The sequence below is a fragment of the Niabella beijingensis genome (assembly GCF_020034665.1).
Classification (GTDB): domain Bacteria; phylum Bacteroidota; class Bacteroidia; order Chitinophagales; family Chitinophagaceae; genus Niabella; species Niabella beijingensis.
This window is the reverse complement of the sequence record NZ_JAIQDI010000001.1, coordinates 1,758,439-1,783,319: the sequence shown is the minus strand read 5'-3', so window position 1 is coordinate 1,783,319 and position 24,881 is coordinate 1,758,439. Positions and strand designations below refer to the sequence as shown.

General features: G+C 48.8%; 24 protein-coding genes. 12 read left to right on the top strand and 12 right to left on the bottom strand.

All coding sequences use genetic code 11. The features are described from left to right. The first annotated feature begins 17 nt into the window (after positions 1-17). The gene (locus tag K7B07_RS07475) at positions 18-1,421 is read left to right on the top strand and encodes a polysaccharide lyase 6 family protein (protein ID WP_223708637.1); all 1,404 of its coding nucleotides are present in this window, start codon (positions 18-20) and stop codon (positions 1,419-1,421) included. Positions 1,422-1,434: 13 nt separating this feature from the next. Here K7B07_RS07475 and K7B07_RS07470 read toward each other — a convergent pair whose 3' ends face one another. From K7B07_RS07470 to nadB, 5 genes are all read right to left on the bottom strand, one after another. Continuing rightward, positions 1,435-2,187, bottom strand: coding sequence for a LytR/AlgR family response regulator transcription factor (locus tag K7B07_RS07470; protein ID WP_223708636.1), 753 nt, complete (start codon positions 2,185-2,187; stop codon positions 1,435-1,437). Positions 2,188-2,206: 19 nt separating this feature from the next. Further along, a complete protein-coding gene (locus tag K7B07_RS07465; protein WP_223708635.1) occupies positions 2,207-3,814 on the bottom strand; it encodes a sensor histidine kinase in 1,608 nt (535 codons plus the stop codon). A 4-nt stretch (positions 3,815-3,818) separates the two neighbouring features. Further along, the gene (locus K7B07_RS07460; protein ID WP_223708634.1) at positions 3,819-4,958 is read right to left on the bottom strand and encodes a transglutaminase domain-containing protein; all 1,140 of its coding nucleotides are present in this window, start codon (positions 4,956-4,958) and stop codon (positions 3,819-3,821) included. Between the two features lie 91 nt (positions 4,959-5,049). After that, complete coding sequence (locus tag K7B07_RS07455) at positions 5,050-5,928, bottom strand: lysophospholipid acyltransferase family protein (protein WP_223708632.1); 879 nt, start codon at positions 5,926-5,928, stop codon at positions 5,050-5,052. 91 nt (positions 5,929-6,019) lie between these two features. Then, positions 6,020-7,636: an L-aspartate oxidase gene (gene nadB / locus K7B07_RS07450; protein WP_223708630.1), complete on the bottom strand. Its 1,617-nt coding sequence runs from the start codon at positions 7,634-7,636 to the stop codon at positions 6,020-6,022. A 138-nt stretch (positions 7,637-7,774) separates the two neighbouring features. Here nadB and K7B07_RS07445 point away from each other — a divergent pair, with 138 nt between their 5' ends. After that, entirely contained in the window at positions 7,775-8,665 is an 891-nt protein-coding gene (locus tag K7B07_RS07445; RefSeq protein ID WP_223708628.1) for an alkaline phosphatase family protein, read from the top strand. Positions 8,666-8,668: 3 nt separating this feature from the next. Here K7B07_RS07445 and K7B07_RS07440 read toward each other — a convergent pair whose 3' ends face one another. After that, positions 8,669-9,076: a winged helix-turn-helix transcriptional regulator gene (locus K7B07_RS07440; RefSeq protein ID WP_223708626.1), complete on the bottom strand. Its 408-nt coding sequence runs from the start codon at positions 9,074-9,076 to the stop codon at positions 8,669-8,671. Positions 9,077-9,173: 97 nt separating this feature from the next. Here K7B07_RS07440 and K7B07_RS07435 point away from each other — a divergent pair, with 97 nt between their 5' ends. Then, complete coding sequence (locus K7B07_RS07435) at positions 9,174-9,554, top strand: nuclear transport factor 2 family protein (protein ID WP_223708624.1); 381 nt, start codon at positions 9,174-9,176, stop codon at positions 9,552-9,554. Positions 9,555-9,565: 11 nt separating this feature from the next. Next, the gene (locus K7B07_RS07430) at positions 9,566-9,922 is read left to right on the top strand and encodes a TfoX/Sxy family protein (protein ID WP_223708623.1); all 357 of its coding nucleotides are present in this window, start codon (positions 9,566-9,568) and stop codon (positions 9,920-9,922) included. A 658-nt stretch (positions 9,923-10,580) separates the two neighbouring features. Here the strand turns inward: K7B07_RS07430 and K7B07_RS07425 are convergent. Continuing rightward, complete coding sequence (locus K7B07_RS07425; RefSeq protein ID WP_223708621.1) at positions 10,581-10,961, bottom strand: DoxX family membrane protein; 381 nt, start codon at positions 10,959-10,961, stop codon at positions 10,581-10,583. A 27-nt stretch (positions 10,962-10,988) separates the two neighbouring features. Then, on the bottom strand, positions 10,989-11,360 hold the full coding sequence (locus tag K7B07_RS07420; RefSeq protein ID WP_223708620.1) for a nuclear transport factor 2 family protein: 372 nt from the start codon (positions 11,358-11,360) through the stop codon (positions 10,989-10,991). 25 nt (positions 11,361-11,385) lie between these two features. Between K7B07_RS07420 and K7B07_RS27595 the strand changes: the two genes are divergently transcribed. From K7B07_RS27595 to K7B07_RS07385, 8 genes are all read left to right on the top strand, one after another. After that, positions 11,386-11,514 (top strand): hypothetical protein, encoded by a 129-nt coding sequence (locus K7B07_RS27595; RefSeq protein ID WP_262903498.1) that lies wholly within the window; start codon positions 11,386-11,388, stop codon positions 11,512-11,514. Between the two features lie 24 nt (positions 11,515-11,538). Next, the gene (locus K7B07_RS07415; RefSeq protein ID WP_223708619.1) at positions 11,539-11,928 is read left to right on the top strand and encodes a DUF1801 domain-containing protein; all 390 of its coding nucleotides are present in this window, start codon (positions 11,539-11,541) and stop codon (positions 11,926-11,928) included. Between the two features lie 52 nt (positions 11,929-11,980). Further along, positions 11,981-12,547: a hypothetical protein gene (locus K7B07_RS07410; protein WP_223708618.1), complete on the top strand. Its 567-nt coding sequence runs from the start codon at positions 11,981-11,983 to the stop codon at positions 12,545-12,547. 239 nt (positions 12,548-12,786) lie between these two features. Further along, positions 12,787-15,591, top strand: coding sequence for an outer membrane beta-barrel protein (locus K7B07_RS07405; protein WP_223708617.1), 2,805 nt, complete (start codon positions 12,787-12,789; stop codon positions 15,589-15,591). A 53-nt stretch (positions 15,592-15,644) separates the two neighbouring features. Beyond that, positions 15,645-16,592 (top strand): helix-turn-helix domain-containing protein, encoded by a 948-nt coding sequence (locus tag K7B07_RS07400; RefSeq protein WP_223708616.1) that lies wholly within the window; start codon positions 15,645-15,647, stop codon positions 16,590-16,592. 94 nt (positions 16,593-16,686) lie between these two features. Further along, complete coding sequence (locus K7B07_RS07395) at positions 16,687-17,451, top strand: SDR family NAD(P)-dependent oxidoreductase (RefSeq protein ID WP_223708615.1); 765 nt, start codon at positions 16,687-16,689, stop codon at positions 17,449-17,451. Positions 17,452-17,703: 252 nt separating this feature from the next. Beyond that, positions 17,704-19,620, top strand: a complete 1,917-nt coding sequence (locus tag K7B07_RS07390; RefSeq protein WP_223708614.1) for a RecQ family ATP-dependent DNA helicase — start codon at positions 17,704-17,706, stop codon at positions 19,618-19,620. Between the two features lie 354 nt (positions 19,621-19,974). Further along, entirely contained in the window at positions 19,975-20,673 is a 699-nt protein-coding gene (locus tag K7B07_RS07385) for an SMI1/KNR4 family protein (RefSeq protein WP_223708613.1), read from the top strand. Here the strand turns inward: K7B07_RS07385 and K7B07_RS07380 are convergent. The 4 genes from K7B07_RS07380 to dgoD form a co-directional block, all read right to left on the bottom strand. Further along, positions 20,670-21,380: a lysoplasmalogenase gene (locus K7B07_RS07380; protein ID WP_223708612.1), complete on the bottom strand. Its 711-nt coding sequence runs from the start codon at positions 21,378-21,380 to the stop codon at positions 20,670-20,672. The genes K7B07_RS07385 and K7B07_RS07380 overlap by 4 nt on opposite strands. Positions 21,381-21,454: 74 nt before the next feature. Continuing rightward, positions 21,455-22,402 carry a 2-dehydro-3-deoxygalactonokinase gene (locus K7B07_RS07375; RefSeq protein WP_223708611.1) on the bottom strand — a complete coding sequence of 316 codons (948 nt, stop codon included), beginning with the start codon at positions 22,400-22,402 and terminating at the stop codon, positions 21,455-21,457. A 12-nt stretch (positions 22,403-22,414) separates the two neighbouring features. After that, on the bottom strand, positions 22,415-23,722 hold the full coding sequence (locus tag K7B07_RS07370; protein ID WP_223708610.1) for an MFS transporter: 1,308 nt from the start codon (positions 23,720-23,722) through the stop codon (positions 22,415-22,417). A 10-nt stretch (positions 23,723-23,732) separates the two neighbouring features. Beyond that, on the bottom strand, positions 23,733-24,881 hold the full coding sequence (gene dgoD, locus K7B07_RS07365) for a galactonate dehydratase (RefSeq protein WP_223708609.1): 1,149 nt from the start codon (positions 24,879-24,881) through the stop codon (positions 23,733-23,735).

The following is a 24,881-nucleotide window of genomic DNA, read 5'->3' as shown; positions in this document are numbered from 1 at the left end:
GACGAAAAACAATGATAATGGTTTACAACATGAGCTTTTCAAAATGCTTTCACCGGGCAGGCAGTGCCCTGATGGTTATCGCCTGCCTTGTATTGACCGGCTGTTCTGCCACAGCCTGTGCAAAGCGTACGGATGACTCTGGAACGGCAACAGCGGCGATAACTCAGCGAACCTATAGTATAACCTCGGCTGCCGGGTTGGACCAACAACATTTGAACCCCGGTGATACTGTTATCCTGCAAAATGGTAACTGGAAAGATCAACAACTGGTGTTAAAAGCCAGCGGAAAAGAAGGGCAGCCTATTATTTTAAAAGCAGAAACACCGGGAAAAGTCCTGCTTACCGGGCACTCCGGGTTGCGGATCGATGGTGCCTGGCTGGAAGTAAGCGGACTTTCTTTTGTAAAAGGGTACTCGCTGAAGGAAGATGTTATCGTGTTTTCAAAAACATCGGCTCATTGCCGGCTTACCCAGACGAGCATTACGGGTTATAATCCTCCGGACAGAAAAACGGATTACAAATGGGTATCGCTTTATGGTACAAGAAATAAAGTCGATCATTGCGCATTTACCGGAAAGACGCATCAGGGCACAACGCTTGTAGTGTGGTTATCCGGCACGCCCAATTATCATGAGATTACCAATAATTATTTTGGCCCCCGTCCGTCATTGGGCAATAACGGTGGTGAAACCATACGGATCGGGACCAGCGACTGGTCCATGCACGATTCGTACACGACGGTGACACGTAATGTTTTTGACCGCTGTGACGGAGAGATAGAGGTCATTTCCATCAAGTCCGGTCACAACACCATAAAGGAAAACCTTTTTTATGAATGTGATGGTACGCTTACCTTCCGGCATGGCAATTTTAATACTGTAACGGGGAATTATTTCATCGGGAATCAAAAACCCAATACCGGGGGGATAAGAGTGATCGGGGAGCAGCATACCGTAAATAACAATTACCTCTATGGATTAACCGGAACGGGGCTGCGGGCATCCATTGCCGTAATGAATGCAGTGATCCATCCCAAACTGAACGAGTACTGGCAGGTAAAGCAGGCGATGATCGACAGCAATATTATCATCGGTTGTAAAGAAGCATTTGCTTTAGGCGCCGGCAAAAATGAGACAAGGGTCGTGCCGCCCGAAAACGTTACACTTCAGAATAATTTTGTGTTGAACCCCGGCCGGTTGATAACGGGTGCCTCCGAACAACAGGGTCTCAACATGCTGCACAATAAAGTTGGAGGGGCGGCAACGGCACCGGGGTTTGAGGAAATGGCGCCGGGAATGTTATTGAAGAATGAGAATAATATATGGCAGCTGGAAGGGGTGCCACGGGAACCCTTCTGGTTAAAGACAACCGTCGGACCAGCCTGGGATAGCGCCGTGCCCCGGAAATTTGTGATCCGGTAACCTGCGGCCCCTGTTAGCTGTTCTTCAGCAGCAGATTTTTGATGTATTCTTTTTTTTGCCTTGAAACCGGAATGCGTTCATCATTTTCCAGCAGCAGGGTGGTGCTGTCTTCCTTTAATATACTTTTTATAAAAATCCTGTTTACCAGGTATGAGTTGTGGCAGCGGAGAAAGCCATAATCTGTCAGCAGTTCCTCATATTCATACAGCGGCCGGGATATAACCAGTTGCTCTCCCCCGGTAAGACGGAACGAGGTGTAATTATTCTTCGCCTCGCAATAGATAATCTGTGCCGGATTGACAAAGCGGGTTTCTTTGGCAGAGGGCAATGCGATTTTGTGATCCTGTTTGTGATCTTTTTTTTCGAGGAACTTAAGCAGGTTCTCCAGCTGGGTATTCCGTTTTTTGGTTTCTGTTTTATGAGCCGCCTTTTCAACGGCGGTCTTTAACTCGGCAGTAACAATCGGCTTTAACAGGTAGTCAATAGCGGAAAACTTTACTGCCTGGATCCCGTACCGGTCGAAACCGGTCACAAAGATCACCTCGAAACCTGGTTCGGGCAATGATTGCAGCATTTCAAACCCGTTTGCTCCGGGCATTTGTATATCCAGGAATACCAGGTCGGGCTGGTGGCTTAGAATCGCTTCGCGGCCCTCATCCGCGTTCATGGCAGTAGCAACTACCTGCACATTGCTGCAATGTTCCTTCAGCAGCAGCTCAAGGTTGCGGATATTATTGGGCTCGTCGTCGATAATAATGGCTTTCATGTACCGAAATTAAGAAGTATCAGATCCAGTTTTTAAATTTCAGAGAGGCTTTTGTTTCGTCGCTTTCATTGCTGCTAAAGGAAAGTTCAATAGAGTGACCATTGCGTTTAAGTATGGCAATCCGTTCTTTAACCAGTTTTGTTCCCAAACCGGTGTACAGCTGCTTCTGGGTAAAGCCGGAGCCATTGTCAAGGATCACAATTAAAAGGTCCCGCTCCTGCAGCTGTATCCCTATTTTAAGCAAGCCCTTTTCACGCAGCGGGGAAAGGCCATGTTTGATGGCGTTTTCTACCAGTGGCTGCATAAGGAGTGTGGGAACGGGGATGGTCGCTGCTGCTATTTGCGTGTCGATCGTACATTCATACCGGAACCCGAAACGCAATTGCTCCAATGCGATATAACTTTCCAGTACCTGTAATTCCTCAGAAAGGGGTATCATTTCCTTTTCATTGTTGCTGAGCGAGCTGCGCAGCAGTGCACTGAACTCGGTAAGATAGTGATCGGCTTTTTGTTTTTCATTATTATTCATCAGGTACTGGACAGAACCCAGGGCGTTGAACATAAAATGCGGATTGAGCTGTGATTGGATGGCCTGGAGCTCCAGCCGGGTCTTTTGGGCTTTTTGCCTGGCAGCACGAAGTCGAGTCTTATAAATAAAATAAAAGACAGTGCCCGAAACTAAAATGCCTGCAAGTATCCACCATATGGCTGCATTGATCCGGTCTGGCACTATGTTGAACCTGTAAATAAGCGTTTCCGAGGCATTTCCCGTATAGGATACTTCTAATTGGTGGTCTCCTGCAGCCAGACTTTTCAATAGAATGGATGGTGTATTACTCAAAGAAGTATACCGCCAGTCGGTTTCATTGTCCAGTTTATATTTTAAAAGATTGGGAATATCCCTGTATTCAAAGCTTCCGTAGTGCTCAAACGACAGTAAAAGCGGTCTGTTATTAAACCGGGCAGGTATTGAATCCGGGTTTGCCGCCATCCGGTGCCAAAGGTTCGAAGCGGAGAAGTCGTAGCTGGGGTTGAGCTCTTTAAGTTTTAGGAGGGTATCTGCTGTGGTGATGAATTTCAGAACAGGTTTGGGAAATGTGTAATTGAAAATAAATGTTCTTGCTTTTCTTCTGCCTCCCGGTGCTTCCAAACGAAACCGGACAAGAAAAGGATTGAGTAAATGCACCGTGGTGTATTTTATTTCTTCCTTTGTTGTAGTATAACTTACTAAAAATGGTGCTGTAACCATATTAGTAAATGCTGACGCAAAACCAATCAAATCCTTTCTTTCATAATCGAAATTAGTGCCATATCCATCTGCGATCTCCGTTCTTACCAGATATACGGCTTTTGCGGGATTATTAATAAAGATTTCATAAGTACTGTCGTTGATCTGTTTGTACGTATTGTCTAATGTGGTGTCTGCAAATTTGTTGAAACGAATGGCATTATAAGGGTCGGTATGCTTTGTTAAAAGAACATTGAAGTCACTGCCGTCTATTTTATCTTTTGCAACCCGGATGGCAGTAGATGAATCAAGCGTAATATTGTTCTGTGCTGCCGAATGGGGCGGCCCTGCAGCTGCACATAAGATGAGAAAAAGAATTATTACAGATTGACCCCGCATCTTTTTAGTTTGGCATTTTTTCAGGCCTGGCCCAGAATAAATCAGGGTTGTTGGTTTTGTAATGCGTAAAAGTAACACCGGTTACGTTATTGGTCGACTCTTTTTTTTGCGGGGATTGCTCAATCCCATCTAACGGGAGCAATTCCACATAGGCTACTGTTTTTCCTTTTTTCCAGGTTTCTGTATCATATTCGCTCACAAGCGGGGTTTCCAGCCGGTATAAATTTTTCGCCATATACCCTTCAAGATATCCTTCTTTGGTCTGTGTGTTTTTACGGTTCCAGTTGGCATCTGCATTCAGTACCAGAGGTTGTGCTTTCACCAACCGTTCCCTGACTTCCTGTATCCCCAAAAGGTTTCCGTTCTCATCCATCACGTACGCGTCGAAGGTGGGATCTATCCATATCCACTTATCCAGCTCCTTACTGTATACCATATTTATGACATGGCAATCATCAAAATTTGTTTCTTTGGGCATACAGGTTATATATCTCGACCTGATACCCATGGACAAATAACATTCATTGAGAATTGTTGCCAGCATTCTGCAATTCACGCCCCGGTTTTCGGCTTTACAGACTTTAATTAAATCAATTGCATTTTTCAGTGTGGGGTTATTGCTGCCGCCATCATGCCGGATAAGGTTGTGTACCCAGTGCAGGAGGTTGAATATTTGCGATAATTCAGTGCCTTTACCGGCTATAGAGTCCAGTTGCAGGTCTTCCCGGATCTTTTTTAAGTCGGGATTGTCTGCGGACTGATAGGTGAATTGAGGAATAAAACGATTGTCGCCGGCATTATATTTTCCGGCGCCTTTCAATATATCTAACCTGGAAGGCTGGTACCTGATCCGCGTTTTGGCTGAATCTTTTCCATTCAGGAGAATGATAAAATCGTATTGTTTCCGGGGATCAATTTTAAAAGAAATAGAATCGATGTCCGTATAAAAGGTCACTTTTTTGGCGGAAGTGGTGTATACATCTAGTTTTTCTTCAGGAACAATACGCCATACGTTCTTTGCCAGTTTATCATCATTTTTTATATCGACACTGGTGGAAGTGGCTTTTATTATTGGCAGTTTTTGTGCCGGAACAACCGAGCTCAGTAAAAGGGAACAGAGGAATACAAGCGTTTTTGTTTTCATTGTAGTTTTTTTTCTATAACAAATGTAGGCGCTTTGTATAACGGCAGGACCGGTTATTGTGTGGTTGGGTGCTTCTGTTGTGTAACCGGCATCATTCGCCCATTACATCACCTTCCTTCCATTCGTGTTTCCATCTGCGGTGGGTCCAGAGCCACATATCCGGGTTTTTGCGGATGGTGGTTTCCAGGAAGTGCACGAACTTTTGGGTGAGCCGGTGCTCGTCCGTATCGTTTTTCGGATGTTCTTCGGCCACGGTAAAAGTAACCTCATAATAGCCTCTTCTCCGGCGTTCGATGGCGGCAAATACCACCACGGCATCGTTGGTGATGGCGCCTTTTGCCGGCCCAACGGTAAAAGCAGTCCTGCGGTTGAAGAAATGGAACCACCGGGCTTTTTTTAGGTGCCCCGGACTTTGATCGGCCACCAGTCCCAGGCAATACAGTGTGCGGCGGTAGGGCAGGAATTCCCGGGTCATATGGTGTGCGCTCAACAGGACGGCCCCGCTGCGTGACCGCAGTTTTTTAAAGACCCGGTTGAGCGGTTTGCTGCTGATGGGCATATAGACGCCGAGGAACGTATGCCGGATCTTCCGGACGATCTGCACATTGCCCCATTCCCAGTTGAATGTATGTCCCAGGATCAGTTGTACACTGCGTCCCTGATCGTAATAGCGGTCTACCACCTCCCAGTTTCCGGTAAAGCGTTTTTCAAAAAAAGCATCGGAGGCTGAAAGCAGTTTGACCGTCTCTACAAATGAGTCGATGAATTTATGGTAAAAATCCCTGGCAATGCGCGTCCGCTCCCCGATCGTTTTTTCAGGAAATGCGATGGCCAGGTTGTCCATTACCACTTTTTTCCGGTACCCGATGCCATAATAAACTATTGCGTAAAAGAAATCGGACAGCAGGTAGAGCACCGGCAGCGGCAACAGGGAACAGAGGTATAAAAAAGCGTAAATGATGTAATACATTAAAATCTAAATAACAAATCTCAATTCTCAAATCTCGAGTCTGAATTCTCAAGTATCAATTCTGAATTCTCGAATCTCAATTCCCCAAATATTACAGCACCACATTCTGTACGAGCACACTCTTTTCAGGGTAATCGGTATTATAATTCAGCCCGCGGCTTTCCTTGCGGAATATGGCACCTTTTACGATGAGGTAACCGATGGTGATCAGGTTACGCAATTCCAGCAACTGGGGCGATACCTTACTCGACCGGTATAGCTGTTCTGTTTCTTCCCACAGGAGATCCAGGCGCTTTGAAGCCCGCTCCAGGCGGATGTTATTACGCACGATACCCACATAATCTGACATTACCTGCCGCAGCTCTTTCAGGCTTTGGGTGATTAGGATCATTTCCTTGGGCTGCATTGTGCCTTTGGCATTCCATTCCGGTATCTCACCCTCATAGTGATGTGCATTCAGTTCCCCGTTCAATGCTTTTTTTGATACCTGCTCAAAACAGCGGTGCGCAAATACCATCGCTTCCAGCAGGGAATTACTGGCCAGGCGGTTGGCGCCGTGTAACCCGGTGCTGCTGCACTCGCCCACGGCATAAAGGTTCCGTATGGAGGTCTGCCCCCATTCGTTGACCTTGATACCTCCGCAGCTGTAATGAGCGGCCGGTGAAACCGGGATCATGTTCCGGGTAATGTCAATACCGATGCTTTTACATTTTTCATAAATATTGGGGAAATGTTCCAGGAATTTTTCGAGCTCAAAATGCCGGCAGTCCAGCCACACATGTTCGGTACCCGTTCGTTTCATCTCGCTGTCGATGGCACGTGCCACAATATCCCGCGGCGCCAGATCTTTGCGCGCATCATATTTTTCCATGAATGCTTCTCCGTCCTTATTGCGCAGGATACCGCCATCGCCGCGTACCGCTTCTGTAATTAAAAACGCCTGGCCGGTAAGTCCGGCTTCGAACAGGGCCGTGGGATGAAACTGGATGAACTCCATATTTTCGATACGGCCTTTTGCGCGGTATACCATGGCCACGCCGTCGCCGGTGGCAATGCCGGGATTGGTAGTGGTGCGGTACACCTGTCCGTTTCCTCCGGAGGCCAGGTAAGTGGTTTTGGCAAGGATGGTCTCGATCCCGTTGGTGCGGAGGTTGAGCACGTACACCCCGTAACATTCAATATCGGGTGTGGCCTTGGTGACCAGATAGCCCAGGTGGTGCTGGGTAATCAGGTCAATAACAAAACAATGCTTGACGATCTCAATATTCGGGCAGGTGCCGACCGCTTCCAGCAGGGCCCGCTCCATTTCCCAGCCGGTAACGTCTTTATGGTGCAGGATGCGGAATTCGCTGTGTCCGCCTTCCTTACCCCGTTTGTAATCCCCATCGGCCTCTTTATCAAAGTTGGTCCCCAGAGCGATCAGTTCATTGATGCGGTCCGGTCCCTCCGTAACCACGATCTCAACGACCTTTTTATTACAAAGGCCATCTCCCGCGATCAATGTATCTTCTATATGTTTTTCAAAACTATCATGCTCCGTATCGTTCACTACGGCTACGCCGCCCTGTGCGTATTTGGTATTGGTTTCATCCGCTGCGGCCTTGGTCAGCACCAGTATCTTCCGTTCAGGAAACTGCTGTGCCATCTTATAAGCGTAGGTAAGGCCCGCGATACCCGTTCCGATCACCAGAAAATCTACCTGCTGCATGTACTCTGTTTAAACAGTAAAAATAGGATTTATTTGGTTCTGGGCATAACTGTGCAACCGGTTGTTCTGTTTCAGGAGGGTGCTGACAGGGCTTCTGGTGTATCTTCGTCGTTCCGGTCATTCAAAATAAAAACGATTATGAGCAATATGCGTAAAATGATCATTGCGTTGAGCATCTGGCTGCCGCTCGCAGCACTGGCACAACCTTCAAAAGTGAAACATGTCATCCTGATCGGGTGCGACGGGTTTGGCGCCTATGCCGTGCCGGATGCGGAAATGCCGCAGCTGAAAAAACTGATGCAGGACGGTGCCTGGTCGCTGACCGCCCGTTCAGTGCTGCCTTCATCCAGCGCGGTGAACTGGGCTTCGCTGCTGATGGGCGCCGGACCGACGGTACATGGCTATACCGAGTGGAACAGTGCGGTTCCGGAGATCCCTTCGGCCGATACCAGCCGCTTTGGATTGTTCCCTTCTGTTTTTTCATTGCTGAAGGAACAGCGGCCGGAAGCGGTATCCGCACTGATCTACAGCTGGCAGGGTATCGATCCGCTGGTGGAAAAAGCAGCAACCACCCTGCGTGTTGCTGCAAAGGACAACGATGATTTTTGTGTGGACACAGCGGTGGCGATCATCCGGTCGCAGAAACCGGTGCTTACCTTTATACACCTGGATCAGCCGGATGGGGTGGGCCATAACATCGGCCATCGCACACCCGAATACTATAAAGAACTGCAACAGGTGGATGCACGTATCGGAAAGATCGTGAAGGCCGTGGAGGATGCGGGCATTGCCGGCGAGTCGGTGATCCTGGTAACAGCGGATCATGGCGGAAAAGGAAAAGGGCATGGTGGTAAATCCCTGGACGAAGTACAGATCCCTTGGGTGGTATACGGAAGAGGTGTGCAGAAAGGGAAAGCGTTACAGCAGCCCATCATTACCTACGATACAGCTGCTACCATCGCCTGGCTGCTGAAACTGAAGATGCCGGCAAGCTGGCGGGGTATTCCGGTTAAAGAAGTATTCCGGTAACGGCTACCTGATTTCACTCTTAAGCCGCTGTGTATATTCTCTTATCACAGCGGCCTTATCTTTTTTGATCTTTTTACCCAGTTCCTTTCGGGGGCAATTGACATCATACCGGGCACCCCAGTCCATCAGTTCTACAATGATGGGCAGCAGGTCGATGCCTTTTTGTGTAAGGCGATAGATGAATTTTGACCGGTTGGCCGGGGAAACCGTTTTTGATACGATCTGCGCCTCTTCTAGAAGGGAAAGCCGGCTGGTAAGTATGTTGGTGGCTATTTTCTCTTCCGATTGCAAAAACTCACTGTAGGAGGATTTGCCGCGCAGCATTACATCGCGGATAATTAAAAGGGACCATTTGTCGCCAAAAATATCCAGCGAACAACTAATCGGACAATCTGATCTTCTTTTGTTCATAATTTTTTACTTGCAAATTGCAATAACTTTCCTAATTTAGTGCTTGCAAAATGCAAGTGCAAAGATACGGATTGCAATAACTTTAAAACGAAAAACGATGGCAAATACAGCTACTACAAAACAACTTTTGGAAAGTTATTATAAAGGATTTGCTCAAAAGGAAGGATGGGAGTCGGTCCTTGCCGAGGATTTTGTATTTACGGGCGGTGATATGACGCGGCCGGAACCAATTGTAGGGAAAGCGGCTTACCGGCAGGTGATCGACCGCTTTTCCCGGGTGTTCAATTCCATGCAGGTAAAGCAGATGATCGTGGAAGGAGACAAAGCCTGTGTGATCGGCAGGTACAGCTATACGTTTCCTAATGGTGCCGGCATGACGGGGGATGTTGCCGAAATATGGGAAGCGCGCAACGGGAAATTGCAGGCACTGACGATCTTCTTTGATACGCTGACCTTCCACAAAAATACACCTGCATAAATTTCAGTAACATGGCATATAATGACTTGCTCGCGCAGCGCATGCGCCAGGCCCTGACAGAGCTGCCGGACGTGACAGAGAAAAAAATGTTTGGAGGTCTGGCATTCATGGTCAACGGGAAAATGTGTCTTACGGTCGGAGCAGGAAGGATCATGTGCCGGATAGACCCTGGCATACACGATGCCCTTATTGCCCGGGAAGGATGCCACACGGTCGTTATGAAAGGGCGCGTTTACAAAGGCTATGTACATGTAGATGAGGACCGGCTCCATACCCCGGCAGCGCTTAACTACTGGATCAGCCTGGCCCTGGAGTTTAATAAAACGATAACGGGTGCCGGCAAAGCGAAGAAGACCCCGAGGGGCTGATGGATCATTACGCTGGTTTTGAGGGATACCTGTTGCAGTATTTTAAACCATTGAGTTAAGGATCGTTAAGGTTTTTTCTGCTTAATGTCCCTTAATGGCTTAATGGTTCTTATGGTTGTAGGGGCATCTGGTGAAGTGTTTTTGAACCATTAAGGAGTTAAGGATCATTAAGTTTTTTTCCGCTTAATGTCTCTTAACGGCTTAATGGTTCTTGTGATTGTAGCGGCATTTGGTGAAGTGTTTTTAAACCATTAAGGAGTTAAGGATCGTTCAGGTTTTTTCCGCTTAATGCCCCTTAATGGCTTAATGGTTCTTGTGATTGTAGCGGCATGTGGCGGAGTGTTTTTAAACCATTAAGGAGTTAAGGATCGTTAAGGTTTCTTCCGCTTAATGTCCCTTAATGGCTTAATGGTTCTTGTGATTGTAGCAACATGTGGTGAAGTGTTTTTAAACCATTAAGGAGTTAAGGATCGTTCAGGTTTTTTCCGCTTAATGCCCCTTAATGGCTTAATGGTTCTTGTGATTGTAGCGGCATGTGGCGGAGTGTTTTTAAACCATTAAGGAGTTAAGGATCGTTAAGGTTTTTTCCGCTTAATGCCCCTTAATGGTGGTTGTAACCGGCATGTTTTGCGTCACGACGGGCTGTATATACATGCTGCTAACGGGCGATAAGACCAAGATACTGCCGGCGTTGTTCAATAATGCTCCAGATCATTACAAACGTCATCAGCACGGGCATGAACCACCCTCCGGGGTTAACGCTGATATGCGTCAGAAGGATACCGGCCATCACAGGGGTCAGTATCAAGGCTCCCAGCGCCCGGTACCGGGGAATGATAAATAAAACACCTCCTGCAATCTCTGCAATGCCCACCAGCGACATCAGCCAGGGGATCTGCACCATTGCTGTAAATAATTTTAATGAAGCCTCCGGCATTTTTTCAGGCATGGGAAGGTAGTTCAAGAATTTGTTCAATCCGGCATTGATGAACAGAAGGCCTGTAAGCAGGCAGGCGGTAAAGAGTAGTTTCTTTTTCATATCGTATTTTTTTATAAAGTTGATCAATTAGTTCCCGCAGGCTGCTGCCACCCGCGGCTGTTCAAATACCATATAGCTTTTGAGACGGATGACCTTTCCGTTCTCCAGTTCATATACATCACAGAAAAAACTGTTTTTGAGGGAGCCATCCTTATCCCTGCTGGTAACAGTACCGGTACCGGCAACGGTGTTTCCTTCTGCAATCAGATCGATCACCTGACTGGATACCAGTTCGGGCACATTCGTAAAGAAGCTGCGTACGGCTTCTTTTCCCGCGGGCAGGTCAAAGAATCCGGGCCAGCCTATCTGAACGTCTTCGCTCATATAGGCCAGTGCCCGTTCTGTATCTTTGTTTAAAAAGGCGTCGATCACCTGTTGTACGATTTCTTTGTTGTTCATGATTATGATTGTTTTAGATTAAAAAATGATACCTGCAAGATACGTTGCCGCAAAAGCGGAATTAGATGTGGTTTGCGTCAATTCCTGGTGCGGATCGCGGCAGACCGTCAGCAACCGGGAATTAAAACGGAAGACAGATCAGAAAAAGAAATAGAGTATCTTCCAAAAAAAATCAACGATGAACCCGGATATCCAGGCGTATAACGATGCCCGCCCGCCCGCTGATAAGGCCATTTGTGATTTGCTGGCGCAACAGATCTGTCTCCAGCTTCCCGATGCGGAAAACAAGATCTGGCACGGACATCCGGTGTGGTTCCTGGAAGGCAATCCCATTGTGGGTTACAGTAAACTGAAAGACAGTGTGCGCCTGCTTTTCTGGAGCGGCCAGTCGTTTGATGAGCCGGATCTGCAGCCCGGGGGAAGCTTTAAAGCAGCAGAAATACGGTATACGGTTGTTACGGCTGTTGATATAAAAACATTGAAACGCTGGCTGAAAAAAGCAACGATCATCCAGTGGGATTACAAAAACATTGTAAAACGCAAAGGGATACTGGAGCGGCTCCGTTGACCTCATCAGTGTTGGCAGCGCATCAGGATCATCCCCTCTAAACCTTATAGCTATGGAGGAAACATTTACCCATGTACGGACGATGATCAGCATCATCCTGGGCTTTGGGATTGCACAGCTGTTAAAGAACGCTGTAAAGCTGATCGATCATAATAAGGGTGTAAAACCCTATCCGTTGCACCTCCTGTGGGTGTTTTATACTTTTATCCTGATCATTCATTTCTGGTGGTGGGAAGCCCGGCTAACCGGGGTGGGCAGCTGGAATTTCCTGGAATACGGATTTCTTATCTTCTATACGACGATGTATTATGCACTGACGGTATTAATATTCCCGGATGGTATCAATGACTACAAAAGCTTCCGGGATTATTTCTTTTCCCGGAAGAACTGGTTCTTTGCCTTCCTCATTGTGATCTTTGCGGCCGACTTCGCCGATACATTGCTGAAGGGGCGGCAATACTTCCGCTCCCTGCATTGGGAGTACCCGGTGCGCAACCTGGTGCATATTGTCTTATGCGTGCTGGGCATACGCATCAATAACCTGCGGTTCCAGTACATCCTGGCAGTCCTCTTCATCCTCTATGAAATTTCCTATATCCTCCGGCATTATTTTGTTTAGTACGGCCCGGCACAGCAATGATGATCGCCGCAGACCGGGTATGACGCATTTTTACCCGGATGGCCCCGTTTATCTCCTGTGAAGTTTTTTAAAAAAAACATTCTACGATTTTTTAGTACGAATAATATCGTATAATTTCGCCCAAAACTTTTCTCCTTTTATACCATTGTTTTATGGTTTCGTCACAGCGACCCGGCAGGAGCAATGTTTTTAAATCATCTTGCTTCAAAATAATGCTCATGAAGAAAATCGCAACGCTTGTCCTCTTATTGTTCTATACCGGTTGGGCGGGGGCGCAGGGAATGGTGAACGGAAAACTGCTGGATACCCAAACCAAAAAAGGGCTTTACCTGGCCACGGTTACGATCTACAAGGCTGCAGATACCAGTATCGTTACCTACCGGCTGTCGGCAGAAGACGGCACGTTTAAAATTCCCGGCCTGCCGCTGAACGTGCCGCTGCGGGCCATCGCCACGTTTACCGGTTATAAGGTGATGCGTACAGATTTTACGCTTACCCAGGCTGCACTGAACATGGATACGCTGTGGATGAGCCCGGACAGTACCTCCCTGGATGAAGTACTGGTGGTGGCGGAACGGCCGCCGATGACCGTCCGGAAGGATACGATTGAATTTAATGCAGCGGCATTCAAAACGCTGCCCAATGCCCTGGTGGAAGACCTGCTGAAGAAACTGCCGGGAGTACAGGTGGACCGCGACGGGAATATTACAGTAAACGGGAAACCGGTAAACCGCATCACCGTGGACGGAAAGGCGTTCTTCGGCGATGATCCGAAAATGGCCACACGCAATCTTCCTTCAAATGTGATCGACAAGGTTCAGGTAACCGATGACAAGGAAGAACTTCTGCGAAGGGGCGATGACAATCTTAACAATGTAGGGAAGGTCATCAATCTTACTTTTAAAAAAGGGGTGAAAAAAGGAATGTTCGGCAAAGCTTATGCAGGCGCCGGTACGGAAGGTACCTATGAAGCGGGGGCCATTGCCAATATATTCCGGGATACGCTGCAGGTAAGCGCCCTGGGCTATATCAATAACCTGAACCGCCCGGGATTCAGCTTTTCCGAACTGATGCAAACAGGCGGCATGCAGCGGAATACGGACGTGAACACGAACCGCAGTGTGAGTATCTGGCGCAACTCCTCCGGAGGTACCGGTATCCGGATCAACGATATCAATTTCGGCGGCATCACGGAGTATGGAGGCCTGAGCACCAGTTCAGGTCTGGGACTGAACATCAATCATTCGCCCAGCAGTAAGCAGTCCATCTTCGGACAGTACTTCTACGGCAATGTAAAGGTGGATGTAAAGAATGACGGATATACGACATACAATAATGCCGACACCCTGCTGCGGAGGAGTGAGAAGGAGACCGCCAAAATACTCATCAATGCTCATAACATTGGCCTGGGCGCAAAGCTTCGCCCGGATACCCTTACCAATATCCTGGCAGGAATCAACTATATGGCGGGAACTACTGTCGATGACCGGTTTACACTTGTGCAAAATACCAATTCCGTATTGGGGCCACTAAGTGACGGAGGTGTGGATCTTGATCGGGATAATGTGAGCCGGAATTACCGGCATTATATCAATTACAGCCGCTTGTCCCGGACCAAAAAGGGGAGGAGGCTGAACCTGAACCATCAGCTTAGCTGGCAGCTGCGCGACAATGAAGCGACGACGCATTCGCTGATCAATTATCAGTACCCGCAGCCCAAAGACAGCCTGTTCGACCAGCTGCGAAATGAAAAAGTACCTACCCTCAATGTCAGTATTTACGGCAATTACAGCGAACCGGTGATCAAAAATCTTTCCGTGCGTATGGACGCCCGGTATGAATATGAACAGCTGACCAACACCATTCGTACCTACGCCCGGGATGGCTCGGGCGGGTTTACTGTGCTGAACAATGCACTCAGCAACCGGTTCGAACGTACCAGCAATAGCTTTTCCACGGCGGCAGGACTGGAATACAAGAATAAAAAGCTGACCATAACACCCCGGGTGCGGTACCAGTCGCAGCGTTTTGTGAACCGGCTGGTCTCGCTTCCGCAGGATGTGGTACAGCAGCTGAATACCTTTTTGCCGGAACTGGGTATTGTATATGGAAAACTGAATATCGATTACCGCAAGGAAGTGATCCTGCCCGGTTACCGCTACCTGATCCCGGTTTTTGATAATACCAATCCCTACGTGATCAACAATGGCAACCCGGACCTGTTGCCGGCCATCCGGCACAGCCTCCAGCTGAATATGTATACCTATGATCCCAAACTCAGCCTGAATGTGTGGGGATGGGCCCGGGCGGCCACCATCAGGAACGATGTGATACAGAACATCCTGCAGCAGGACAATGGTACGCAGCTTGTATTGCCGGTAAATGCCGGTGAAGGGAAAAGCATTTCCGGTAACGGGGGGATCAACAAACAGAATAAATTCTCCCAGCGGTTTACGATGAATTCGAATATCGGGTTCTATTATGAGTACAATGAGAATTATTTCAGCTATAACAATCAGCTGAGTAAACAATACCGGAACAATGTCAACCTCTGGGCGGGTATTGGTCTTAACTGGAATGATGTGTTTGAATGGAATAATAATGCCAGCTATGGCGGCCAGAAAGTAAGGAACTCCAACAAGACCCTGTTCCAGTCCTACGATGTTACCAGCTACGAGATCAGCTCAGAACAAATACTCCGCTGGCCTAAACACATCATCCTGGAAAACAATATCGCATTTATCCGGAACAGTGCATTCGTGGACCCTTCATTGCGGGAATATGTACGGTGGAACGCTGCGGTGAACATTACGATGTTCAAAAATGAAGCAGGGGTACTGCGCCTGGGGGTGAATGATATTTTGAAAAAGATCAACAACACACAGGTCATTCTTTCGCAGAACATGCTGAAATACAGTAACGGAAATGTGCTGGGCAATTATTATATGGCTACCTTCACCTACAATATACGTCCCACGGGGGCGAAGAAGAAAGTAGGTGGGCAGTCACTGTTGCTGTTCTGAGCCGGCGGGCGTTTGATGGCAGATCCGTAACTTTGATTTTTGCAAGCATTGTTATGGAGCCTACAAAACGCATTAAAAGCACTTCGCTCGACGAGTTTTACCAGGAAGCATCCGGTTTTACGGGAAGAGATATCAGCCTGTTGTTACCGCCCGGTATTCATAAGGAGATCGGGCATTTTAATGTATTTGACCTTGCCGCCACTATCCGGGAGGTAAAACGCAGATCGGTGATGCCCTACAGCCGCAGGGCCTATTATAAGATCAGTCTTATCCGCGGAAGAAGCACTGCCGAGTATGCCGATAAAGTGATTGAAATAGAAAAGAATGCCCTCCTTTTTGCCACACCTCGGGTACCGTATCACTGGTTGCCAAAGGATGATGCGATGCATGGATATTTTTGCATTTTCACACATGAATTCCTGATGAAACAAAAAACCGGTGTGAATCCGGATGAGCTGCCGGTTTTTATGCCGGGCGGCTACCCGGTATTTGAGATCAGCGACAGGGAAGCGGATGCGGTTGCGCTGGTGTTCCGCAAGATGCAGGAAGAGATCGGTTCTGATTATGCCTACCGCTACGATCTGCTGCGCAACTATGTTATGGAGCTGATACATGCAGGACAAAAGCTGCAGCCCGCTGCTGTACAGCATTCGGGCGCTACCGCAGCGGTCCGTGCGGTCAGTTTGTTCGCGGAGCTGCTGGAACGCCAGTTCCCCATTGAGTCGCCCCTGCAGCGTTTACAGCTCCGCACGGCAAAGGATTATGCAGACCGGCTGGCCGTTCATGTAAACCACCTCAACAAGGTATTGAAGGAAGGTACCGGTAAGACCACTTCTCAGCTCATTCACCATCGCATCACACAGGAAGCGAAAATGCTGCTGAAGCAAACGGGCTGGAGCGTTTCTGAGATCGCCTATTCCCTGGGGTTTGAAGAAGTGGCGCATTTCTCCAATTTTTTTAAAAAGCAGACCTCCATGGCGCCGGCAGCATTCCGCGCCTGATCCCGCTTATTTGAATTTTGCAACAAATGGATTGATGCATGCAAACGGCTATCCGCCCTTTCAGCGGAACTTTGTGTAATAAAATTCAATGACCATGCGTTCAAAAACAACAGTTGCATTAATTACAGGCGGCAGCCGCGGACTGGGTCGGGATATGGCCCTGCGGCTTGCTGAAAAGGGGATCGATGTGATCCTTACCTATAACAGTAATAAAACAGAAGCCGATCATGTGGTTGCGGCTATAAAAGCTGCGGGACGGCAGGCTGCGGCCTTTCAGCTTGACACCGGCGATACCGCATCTTTTGATGCGTTTATCCGGCAGGTAACCGGTTATCTGGAACAGGAGACCGGCAGTCCGAACATTGATTTTCTGATCAATAATGCGGGTATTGGCCTGAATAAACCATTTGCAGAAACCTCCGAGGAAGCGTTTGATACCATTGTCAATATTCATTTTAAAGGCGTTTATTTCCTCACACAAAAGGCCCTGCCCTTTATCAATGACGGGGGACGCATTATCAATATTTCCTCGGGGCTCGCCCGTTTTTCGTTCCCCGGAAATTCCGTTTATGCTGCTGCGAAAGGAGCGGTGGAAGTGCTGACCCGTTATCTGGCGAAGGAGCTGGGCGCACGCCGGATTGCCGTAAATACGGTAGCCCCCGGCGCCATCGCTACGGATTTTGGAGGCGGACGTACCCGGGATAACAAAGAAGTGAATGCACAAATAGCGGGGGTTACCGCCCTGGGGCGTGCAGGCGAGGCAGAAGATATCGGCGGTGTAGTGGCTTTTTTGTGCAGTCCGGAAGCAGGGTGGATCAATGCCCAGCGGATCGAGGTGTCCGGTGGCATGATGATCTGATGTGGTCTGCCGTTGCAGCGAAGAAACCCCGTGATACCCTGTTACAGGTTTGCTGCCGGATAACGGCGGTAAGCCTGTAATTGCGGTAACGCCTGAAGGGTAAAAGATCCGGTGAAAAACAGCCCTGTACATTTTATAAAAATATTAAGGGGTGTCAGATAAGGGGACTTTTGCCATTTGAAAAATCCGTGTAACTTTGGATGACAAACGAACGGGGCTCATCAATAAAGGTTATACGGAGGTGAAAAATCTATGGAACAGGCGTTGCGGGAAACTTTAAAAGGGTATTTTGGTTTTGACCATTTTCGTCCGTTGCAGTCAGAAATCATACAGGCGGCCGTAGAGGGAAAAGATGTTCTGGCACTCATGCCCACCGGTGGTGGAAAATCACTTTGTTACCAGATCCCGGGATTGTATAAGAAAGGACTTTGCCTGGTCATCTCCCCGCTGATCGCATTGATGACCGACCAGGTGCAGCAGCTTCGTAAAAAGAACATTACCGCCTTTGCCATTCATACGGGAATGTCGCGCAAAGAGGTGGTCAATGTACTGAAAACAGCCACACACAGCAATTGCAAATTTCTATATGTATCTCCCGAGCGGCTTGAAACAAACCTGTTTAAAGAGTTCCTGCCGGCCCTTGGAGTGAATTTTATTGCAGTGGATGAAGCCCATTGCATTTCCCAGTGGGGTTATGATTTCCGGCCTCCCTATTTACGCATTGCCCGCCTGAGGGAAGAACTTCCCGGAGTGCCGGTGATCGCGCTTACTGCCTCCGCCACACCCAGGGTACAGGAAGATATCTGCGAAAAGCTCTCGGGGGAAGGAGAGAACCGGTTTACCGTCTTCCGTCAGTCCTTCGAAAGATCCAATCTTTCCTATAGCATCTTCAAGGTTGCCAGCCGCATTACCAAAATAACAGAGGTATTAAAAAATGTTCAGGGATCGGCGATCATTTATTGTAAAACCCGCAAGCACACAAAGGAATTGAAAGACCTGCTGCTGATGGAAGGAATAGCTGCGGATTATTATAATGCCGGTTTGCCTGCGGAGGAGCGTAACCGGAAGCAACAGGACTGGATTCGGAACAAGACCCGCGTTATTGTTTGTACCAATGCGTTCGGGATGGGGATCGACAAGCCGGATGTGCGTGTGGTAATCCATGCTGATGTACCGGACTGTCTTGAAAACTACTACCAGGAAGCAGGGCGTGCCGGACGCGACGGAGAAAAATCCTATGCGGTGCTCCTGTACAATGAAAATGACCTGACGGCCCTGGAACAATTGCCGGAGCAACGCTTTCCTTCCATGGAAACCATCCGCCAGGTATACGGCAGCGTGGTGCATTACCTGCAATTACCCGAAGGGGAAGTACCGGGGGAATATTATGATTTCGATCTGAAAGATTTTATAAAAAAATTCGGACTGGACATCACTACTGCGATCTACAGCCTGAAAGCGCTGGAACAGGATGGATGGCTCAGTTTTAATGAACAGGTCTTTGTGCCCGCCACCGTGCGTTTTACAGCCTACAAGGAAAGCCTGTATGAATATGAGGCCAGTCATGCAGACTCGGAGCCGCTGATCAAAACATTGCTCCGGACTTATGAGGGCATCTATGATTATCCCATTGGTATTTCCGAGAGCTATGTGGCTTACCTGATGAAAACGGAAGCGGCTCTTGTAAAGGAACAACTGTTCCGGCTACATGCGGATGGGATCATCGATTACCAGCCCCGCAAGGAGGATCCGCAACTGATGCTGACGCGAACCCGTATCCGTATCGCTGAACTGCAGATCAACATGAAAAATTATACGGCCCGTAAACGGCTCTTTACGGAGCGCGTGACGCAGATGAAAAATTACATTGCGGAGAATTACCAGTGCCGGAGCAAAATGATCGGCAATTACTTCGGGGATATCGAAATAAAGGATTGTGGTGTATGTGATAACTGCTTGAAAAGAAGAAATAACCAGCTTACACGGGAGTCCTTTGAAACCATCCGGCTGCGTATCCGGGACACACTTACCGAACCCTGTACCATTCCGCAATTGATGACGCAGCTGCAGGGAACAGACAAGGATCATGTCTGGACAGTGATCAATTTCCTTACCCGCGAAGAAAAGATACAGATGCAGGAAGACGGGAAGATCTGCTGGAAAAAATAATACCGGAAACCTCCCGGGAATAAGGTCCCGTGCACGCTGAAGCTCATCAAGAAGGTCTGAAGATTTTCTTAAAAAAAAGCCAAATCTTATGCGTTCCCTTTATATAAAATCCCCGGTTTGTTTCAGGGATGCGGCGGCCCCGTAAAAATGCGCCGGTTGTTTCCTTTGTGTTCTAGGCGATTAGCGCCTCCCGTAAACAATGATCCGGAAAACTGCGGTCGTAACAACGGTTCCGGGCGGTCCGGAGCCTGCGCCGGGGCAAATGCAACGGGTAAAAAGATACGGCAGTGGCCTGGTTCTTGATGGTTTTAAAGGGACAAGTATCCTCTATTATTTATAATGTCCTTCTATTACATGCAACAACAATTAGAGCGTATCCGTGCGAAGCTCGGTCGGCTCAGTGATTTAGATTCAAAACGACAATTATTCGGCGCAGCAGTACACAACTATCATATGAACCCGGTATTGAGACCCCAGCAGATACAGCTGTTTGAAGCAAAACACCGGGTGCAGCTGCCGGAAGAATACGTGGCCTTTCTTACGGTTATCGGCGACGGAGGTGCCGGCCCCTTTAATGGTCTGCACCGGCTGGAGCGGGGCAGGATCTGTTTTTTTGATCCCGGAGAAAAAGGGGCCCATATCTATTTCGATCTATCAAAACCGTTTCCGCATACAGAAAAATGGAATATGGATGCAGAGATGGAAGGGCTGGATGCCCGGCTGGAAGCGGCGTTGATGACGGGCGATGAAAACCTGGAGCAACAGCTTTTTGAAAAAAAATGGGAACTGATTGATGGCTCAGAACATGACCACGGCCGGCTTTTTATTGCAGACTATGGCGGCGGGGCACAGATCAGCCTGATCGTAAACGGCCAGGAAAAAGGAAATATATGGACCGATGACCGGATCAATAACAGAGGGATCTATCCTTCAATGGAGCTGGGAAACACGGGTACGATTTCTTTTCTGAACTGGTATGAATTGTGGCTGGACAAGGCGCTTACAAAAATGGAACATTCCACTCATTTATCGGGGCGGCGGGTGGCCGTTTAATCCGTTATCGTTGTGTGACCGTGATCACTGTTCTCCGTTGTGATCAACCGGACCATTCCCCTGATAAGCAGTAATTGTGCGGCCACATAGGTGATCATAATCGCCCACCCACCCCATTTCACCGGGTGGTAGAATTTATTGATGGCAAGTATTGAATCGGAAACCACAAAGCAGATGGCTCCGGTGAGGAGGTAGCGCGCAGTGGTATTGTCCCTGAGGTCATACAGCTGCATCGCCAGCAGCAGCATAAAACTGATCACGATTCCGTATACCAGTACCGGTATCTTTAAAGGGCCCAGGTGCGGAATTAAAAAACTCATTATAAAAAAATAATAAATGCCGACGATGATGGCCGTGTACCATTTTCCCGGAAGGGCGTTTTTTATTTTGATCTGATGAAAGCACAGGATATAAAAAATATGAGCGACCAGGAAAGCGACCAGGCCCAGTATAAAATACAGCTCCTTATTGTTGGCAAACAATAATAGGGTATCCCCGGCAATGGAAAAGAGCAGCGCACCGATGGTCCGTTTTCTAACGGATGCGGTTGCTTTCGTTGTTTTTGTTGCTGCAATAAAATAGGCCAGCAGGGAGCCGATCAGCAACGGTTTGAAAACAACCTGGAGCCAATCGTTTTGCAGCGCCATGCCGGTAAAATATACAATTGTAATGCAGCAAAAAATGCTGTACCCTGTTGCCGGTTTCATCAGCTATAAAAATAGCGAATAAGAAATCAGGAGCCGGTATTTTTTTGAATGCCCTGTAAAGAAGTGCCGGTAGCTTATCCCGGGTGGTTTAATAAAAGCCGCTGCTGGCCGGCTATTAAGGCCTCATCGGCATCCATCAATGCTACTGAAGGGAGTCCCAATGTTTCACAGGCCTGCAGGTACAGGGGCAGGTGTGCCGCGCCTCCCAGCAGGTATACCGGGACGCCGGGTGGTAAGGCCCTCAGTTCTTCACCGATAAGCAGGCCACTGAGGTAATAATAGTTCTGTTCCGGGGATACGTTATGGAGAAGTTGACTGGTACGCACCCTGAAAGCATGACGCAGGACCGAAATGCTGCGGCTTTGTTGTACCGCTTTTATGAAGTAGTCCCTGTTAACGGTGTCTGTAAAATCTGCACCGGTGGCAACGGATCCCGCGAGAACACTGTTACGGGATAAGAGCGCAAAAAACTCACCGGTCATAAAAGTTTGAAAAGAAATCACCTGCCGGTTGCAGATCCGCAGGTGTTTGGAATGGGTTCCGGGCAGCAGCAGCAGTAATTCCTGATCTGTTTCCGGCAGTATTCCGGCAACGCCAACGATCTTGGTTTCTTCCCCCCGCATCACATCAGTTGCAGAGCAGGCGCCGGAGACGATCCGTAATGGATGATGATCATCCGGAATCGACCGTACTATCAGATCGGTGCCATCAACAGCAAACGGAAGTTCTTTGTAGGGAAGTTCCAGGAATCCGATGGAAGAGGATGCCATACCGGACAGCACAACAGGAAGACCGTTTAATGGGTAACCAGACTGTTGCTGCAACAAATGGATCTGTTGTTTTAGAAACCCTGTGTAATATTCCATCCGGCTGATGCCGGAACCTGCTTGCTCCCAGGCGGTAAATGCCTGTGCAATCCCCTGCTGGTGTCGCACGGTTGCCAGCACCGCCAGGTCACTGATCCGCACCAGCCGCAACCGGAACGTACTGGTTCCCCAATCACAACTTAAAAAAGTATCCATACGTTTTAACAGTTATTGATCTATCGGTGTTCTTGAAGGAATGCGCTCTACATTGCCTACCAGGAAGAGGTAGGAGCAGGAGCCCAGTCCACCCAGTACCGCAATAAAAATAAGTGCCGGTGCAAAATTACCTCCGCTTGCAAGGAAGCCGATTGCGATCGGTACTACAATGCCGGAAAGCTGACCGATAAAATTAAAGACACCGCCGGTTACATCGATCAGGTGTTTGGGTGCGAGGGTGGATACAAAGATCCAGGTGATAGACGCAAAGCCCACTCCAAAAAATGATACGGACATGAACAATATGATCCATCCCGGAGTGTGCACATAGTTGGCCCCGATAATGCTTACGGAAAGCAGCAATCCGGCAATAATAGGCCGTTTGCGCGCCTTTGCAGCAGGGATACCCTTCCGGATGAGATGGTCGGAAAGGAAGCCGGAACAAAGCACACCCGCAAATGCCGCCAGGTAAGGTATGGAAGCCCAGTAACCCGACTGGATAAAATCCAGGCCTCTGTAGTCGACCAGGTATTTTGGAAACCAGGTAAGGAAGAACCACAATGCGCCGTTTACGGCAAATTGCCCCAGGTAAATGCCCCACAGTTTCCGGTGTGATAATACCTCGCTGAGATCGGCCCATCGAAACGCTTTTTTACCGGGGTCTTCAGCCGGGTTGTTCAGTAATCCGCCTCCTTTTTCAATGTGCTCCAGTTCGGCTTTGTTTGTTTTTTTATGCTGCAACGGATCACGGTAAAAAAAATACCATACGAGCCCCCAGATAATGCCGATCAGCCCGGTGATCACGAACAATCCTTTCCAGCCGGCCTGCAACTGGATCTTCGAAAGCACCGGCATCAGGAATGCCAGTCCGAGGAACTGCCCGGAAGTGTATACCGCAATGGCCGAGGCCCGCTCCTGGATCGGGAACCAGCTGCTGACCACGCGGTTGTTGATCGGGAAGGCAGGCGCTTCGAGCGCACCGGTGGCCATCCGCAACCCGAACAGGGAAACAAAGCCTCTGGCAAAACCCTGTAATACGGTGGCCAGCGACCAGGTTACCAGACTGACCGTATAGAGGATCCGTGGCGTGATCCGTTTTACCAGGATGCCGCCGGGGATCTGGAACAACAGGTAGGTCCAGCTGAATGCGGAAAAAATAAGCCCCATCTGCACGGAAGAGAACCGGAACTCCTTTCCGATTGCTGAAGCGGCCACTGCCAGATTGCTGCGGTCCATATAATTGATGACCACGTTCACAAACAGGAGGAATAACATCTGGTACCGGACCCGGGTAGGTGCCGCTGCGCTTTCTCGGTTCATATTTTTTGTTTTACCATTCAGCAATACTTCCGTCTTTGTGCCGCCACACCGGGTTGCGCCAGTTGTGGCCCTCAGCAGCCATTTTGCGCACATGTGCTTCGTTGATATCAATACCCAACCCCGGCTGGTCCGGTATAGTTACATACCCGTTGCTGTATTCGAACACTGTTTTATCATTGAGATAATCCAGCAGGTCACTGCCCTGGTTGTAATGAATGCCCAGGCTCTGCTCCTGTATGAAGGCATTGTGACAGGTAGCATCCACCTGCAGGCAGGCGGCCAGGGCAATGGGACCCAGCGGACAATGCGGCGCAGCGGCTACATCAAAGGCTTCTGCCATGGAGAGGATCTTTTTGCATTCCGTGATGCCCCCGGCATGTGACACATCCGGCTGGATGATATCTGCATAGCCGGCAGTCAGCAGGTTTTTGAATTGCCATTTGGAAAACATCCGTTCGCCGGTGGCAATGGGGATGGCTGTATGCCGGGCAATTTCCCGGAGAGCCTCATTATTTTCCGGCAACACCGGCTCTTCTATGAACATAGGCCGGAAAGGCTCCAGTTCCTTTGCCAGTATCTTCGCCATGGGTTTGTGTACGCGGCCGTGAAAGTCGATGCCAATACCAAAAGCCGGCCCTGTGGCCTCCCGGACGGCAGCAATACGCGCCACGGCCTGGTCGATCTTATCATAGCTGTCCACATATTGCAGTTCTTCCGTGGCATTCATTTTCACCGCAAGGAACCCCTGGCGGGCCAGTTGTTGTGCAGCGGCGCCCACTTCGGCCGGCCGGTCGCCACCGATCCAGGAATAGACTTTCATCGTATCCCGTGCTTTGCCTCCCAGCAGCTGATGCACAGGGGCATTGTAATATTTGCCTTTAATATCCCAGAGCGCCTGATCAATACCGGATATAGCACTCATAAGGACAGGCCCTCCGCGGTAAAATCCTGCCCGGTACATCGTGTTCCAATGATCTTCAACCGGCAATGGGTCCCTTCCCGTCAGGTATTCCATCAATTCCTCCACGGCGGTTTTCACCGTAGCGGCCTTGCCCTCAATCACCGGTTCGCCCCAGCCCGTGATCCCTTCATCGGTTTCGATCTTTAAAAAGAGCCAGCGCGGCGGCACCTGGAACAATTCATAACTTTTAATCTTCAT

Coding starts and splice junctions, on each gene's coding strand:
- K7B07_RS07475 (WP_223708637.1), top strand. CDS start 18: ATGGTTTACAACATGAGCTTTTCAAAATGCTTTCACCGGGCAGGCAGT.
- K7B07_RS07470 (WP_223708636.1), bottom strand. CDS start 2,187: ATGAAAGCCATTATTATCGACGACGAGCCCAATAATATCCGCAACCTT.
- K7B07_RS07465 (WP_223708635.1), bottom strand. CDS start 3,814: ATGCGGGGTCAATCTGTAATAATTCTTTTTCTCATCTTATGTGCAGCT.
- K7B07_RS07460 (WP_223708634.1), bottom strand. CDS start 4,958: ATGAAAACAAAAACGCTTGTATTCCTCTGTTCCCTTTTACTGAGCTCG.
- K7B07_RS07455 (WP_223708632.1), bottom strand. CDS start 5,928: ATGTATTACATCATTTACGCTTTTTTATACCTCTGTTCCCTGTTGCCG.
- nadB (WP_223708630.1), bottom strand. CDS start 7,636: ATGCAGCAGGTAGATTTTCTGGTGATCGGAACGGGTATCGCGGGCCTT.
- K7B07_RS07445 (WP_223708628.1), top strand. CDS start 7,775: ATGAGCAATATGCGTAAAATGATCATTGCGTTGAGCATCTGGCTGCCG.
- K7B07_RS07440 (WP_223708626.1), bottom strand. CDS start 9,076: ATGAACAAAAGAAGATCAGATTGTCCGATTAGTTGTTCGCTGGATATT.
- K7B07_RS07435 (WP_223708624.1), top strand. CDS start 9,174: ATGGCAAATACAGCTACTACAAAACAACTTTTGGAAAGTTATTATAAA.
- K7B07_RS07430 (WP_223708623.1), top strand. CDS start 9,566: ATGGCATATAATGACTTGCTCGCGCAGCGCATGCGCCAGGCCCTGACA.
- K7B07_RS07425 (WP_223708621.1), bottom strand. CDS start 10,961: ATGAAAAAGAAACTACTCTTTACCGCCTGCCTGCTTACAGGCCTTCTG.
- K7B07_RS07420 (WP_223708620.1), bottom strand. CDS start 11,360: ATGAACAACAAAGAAATCGTACAACAGGTGATCGACGCCTTTTTAAAC.
- K7B07_RS27595 (WP_262903498.1), top strand. CDS start 11,386: ATGATACCTGCAAGATACGTTGCCGCAAAAGCGGAATTAGATGTGGTT.
- K7B07_RS07415 (WP_223708619.1), top strand. CDS start 11,539: ATGAACCCGGATATCCAGGCGTATAACGATGCCCGCCCGCCCGCTGAT.
- K7B07_RS07410 (WP_223708618.1), top strand. CDS start 11,981: ATGGAGGAAACATTTACCCATGTACGGACGATGATCAGCATCATCCTG.
- K7B07_RS07405 (WP_223708617.1), top strand. CDS start 12,787: ATGAAGAAAATCGCAACGCTTGTCCTCTTATTGTTCTATACCGGTTGG.
- K7B07_RS07400 (WP_223708616.1), top strand. CDS start 15,645: ATGGAGCCTACAAAACGCATTAAAAGCACTTCGCTCGACGAGTTTTAC.
- K7B07_RS07395 (WP_223708615.1), top strand. CDS start 16,687: ATGCGTTCAAAAACAACAGTTGCATTAATTACAGGCGGCAGCCGCGGA.
- K7B07_RS07390 (WP_223708614.1), top strand. CDS start 17,704: ATGGAACAGGCGTTGCGGGAAACTTTAAAAGGGTATTTTGGTTTTGAC.
- K7B07_RS07385 (WP_223708613.1), top strand. CDS start 19,975: ATGCAACAACAATTAGAGCGTATCCGTGCGAAGCTCGGTCGGCTCAGT.
- K7B07_RS07380 (WP_223708612.1), bottom strand. CDS start 21,380: ATGAAACCGGCAACAGGGTACAGCATTTTTTGCTGCATTACAATTGTA.
- K7B07_RS07375 (WP_223708611.1), bottom strand. CDS start 22,402: ATGGATACTTTTTTAAGTTGTGATTGGGGAACCAGTACGTTCCGGTTG.
- K7B07_RS07370 (WP_223708610.1), bottom strand. CDS start 23,722: ATGAACCGAGAAAGCGCAGCGGCACCTACCCGGGTCCGGTACCAGATG.
- dgoD (WP_223708609.1), bottom strand. CDS start 24,881: ATGAAGATTAAAAGTTATGAATTGTTCCAGGTGCCGCCGCGCTGGCTC.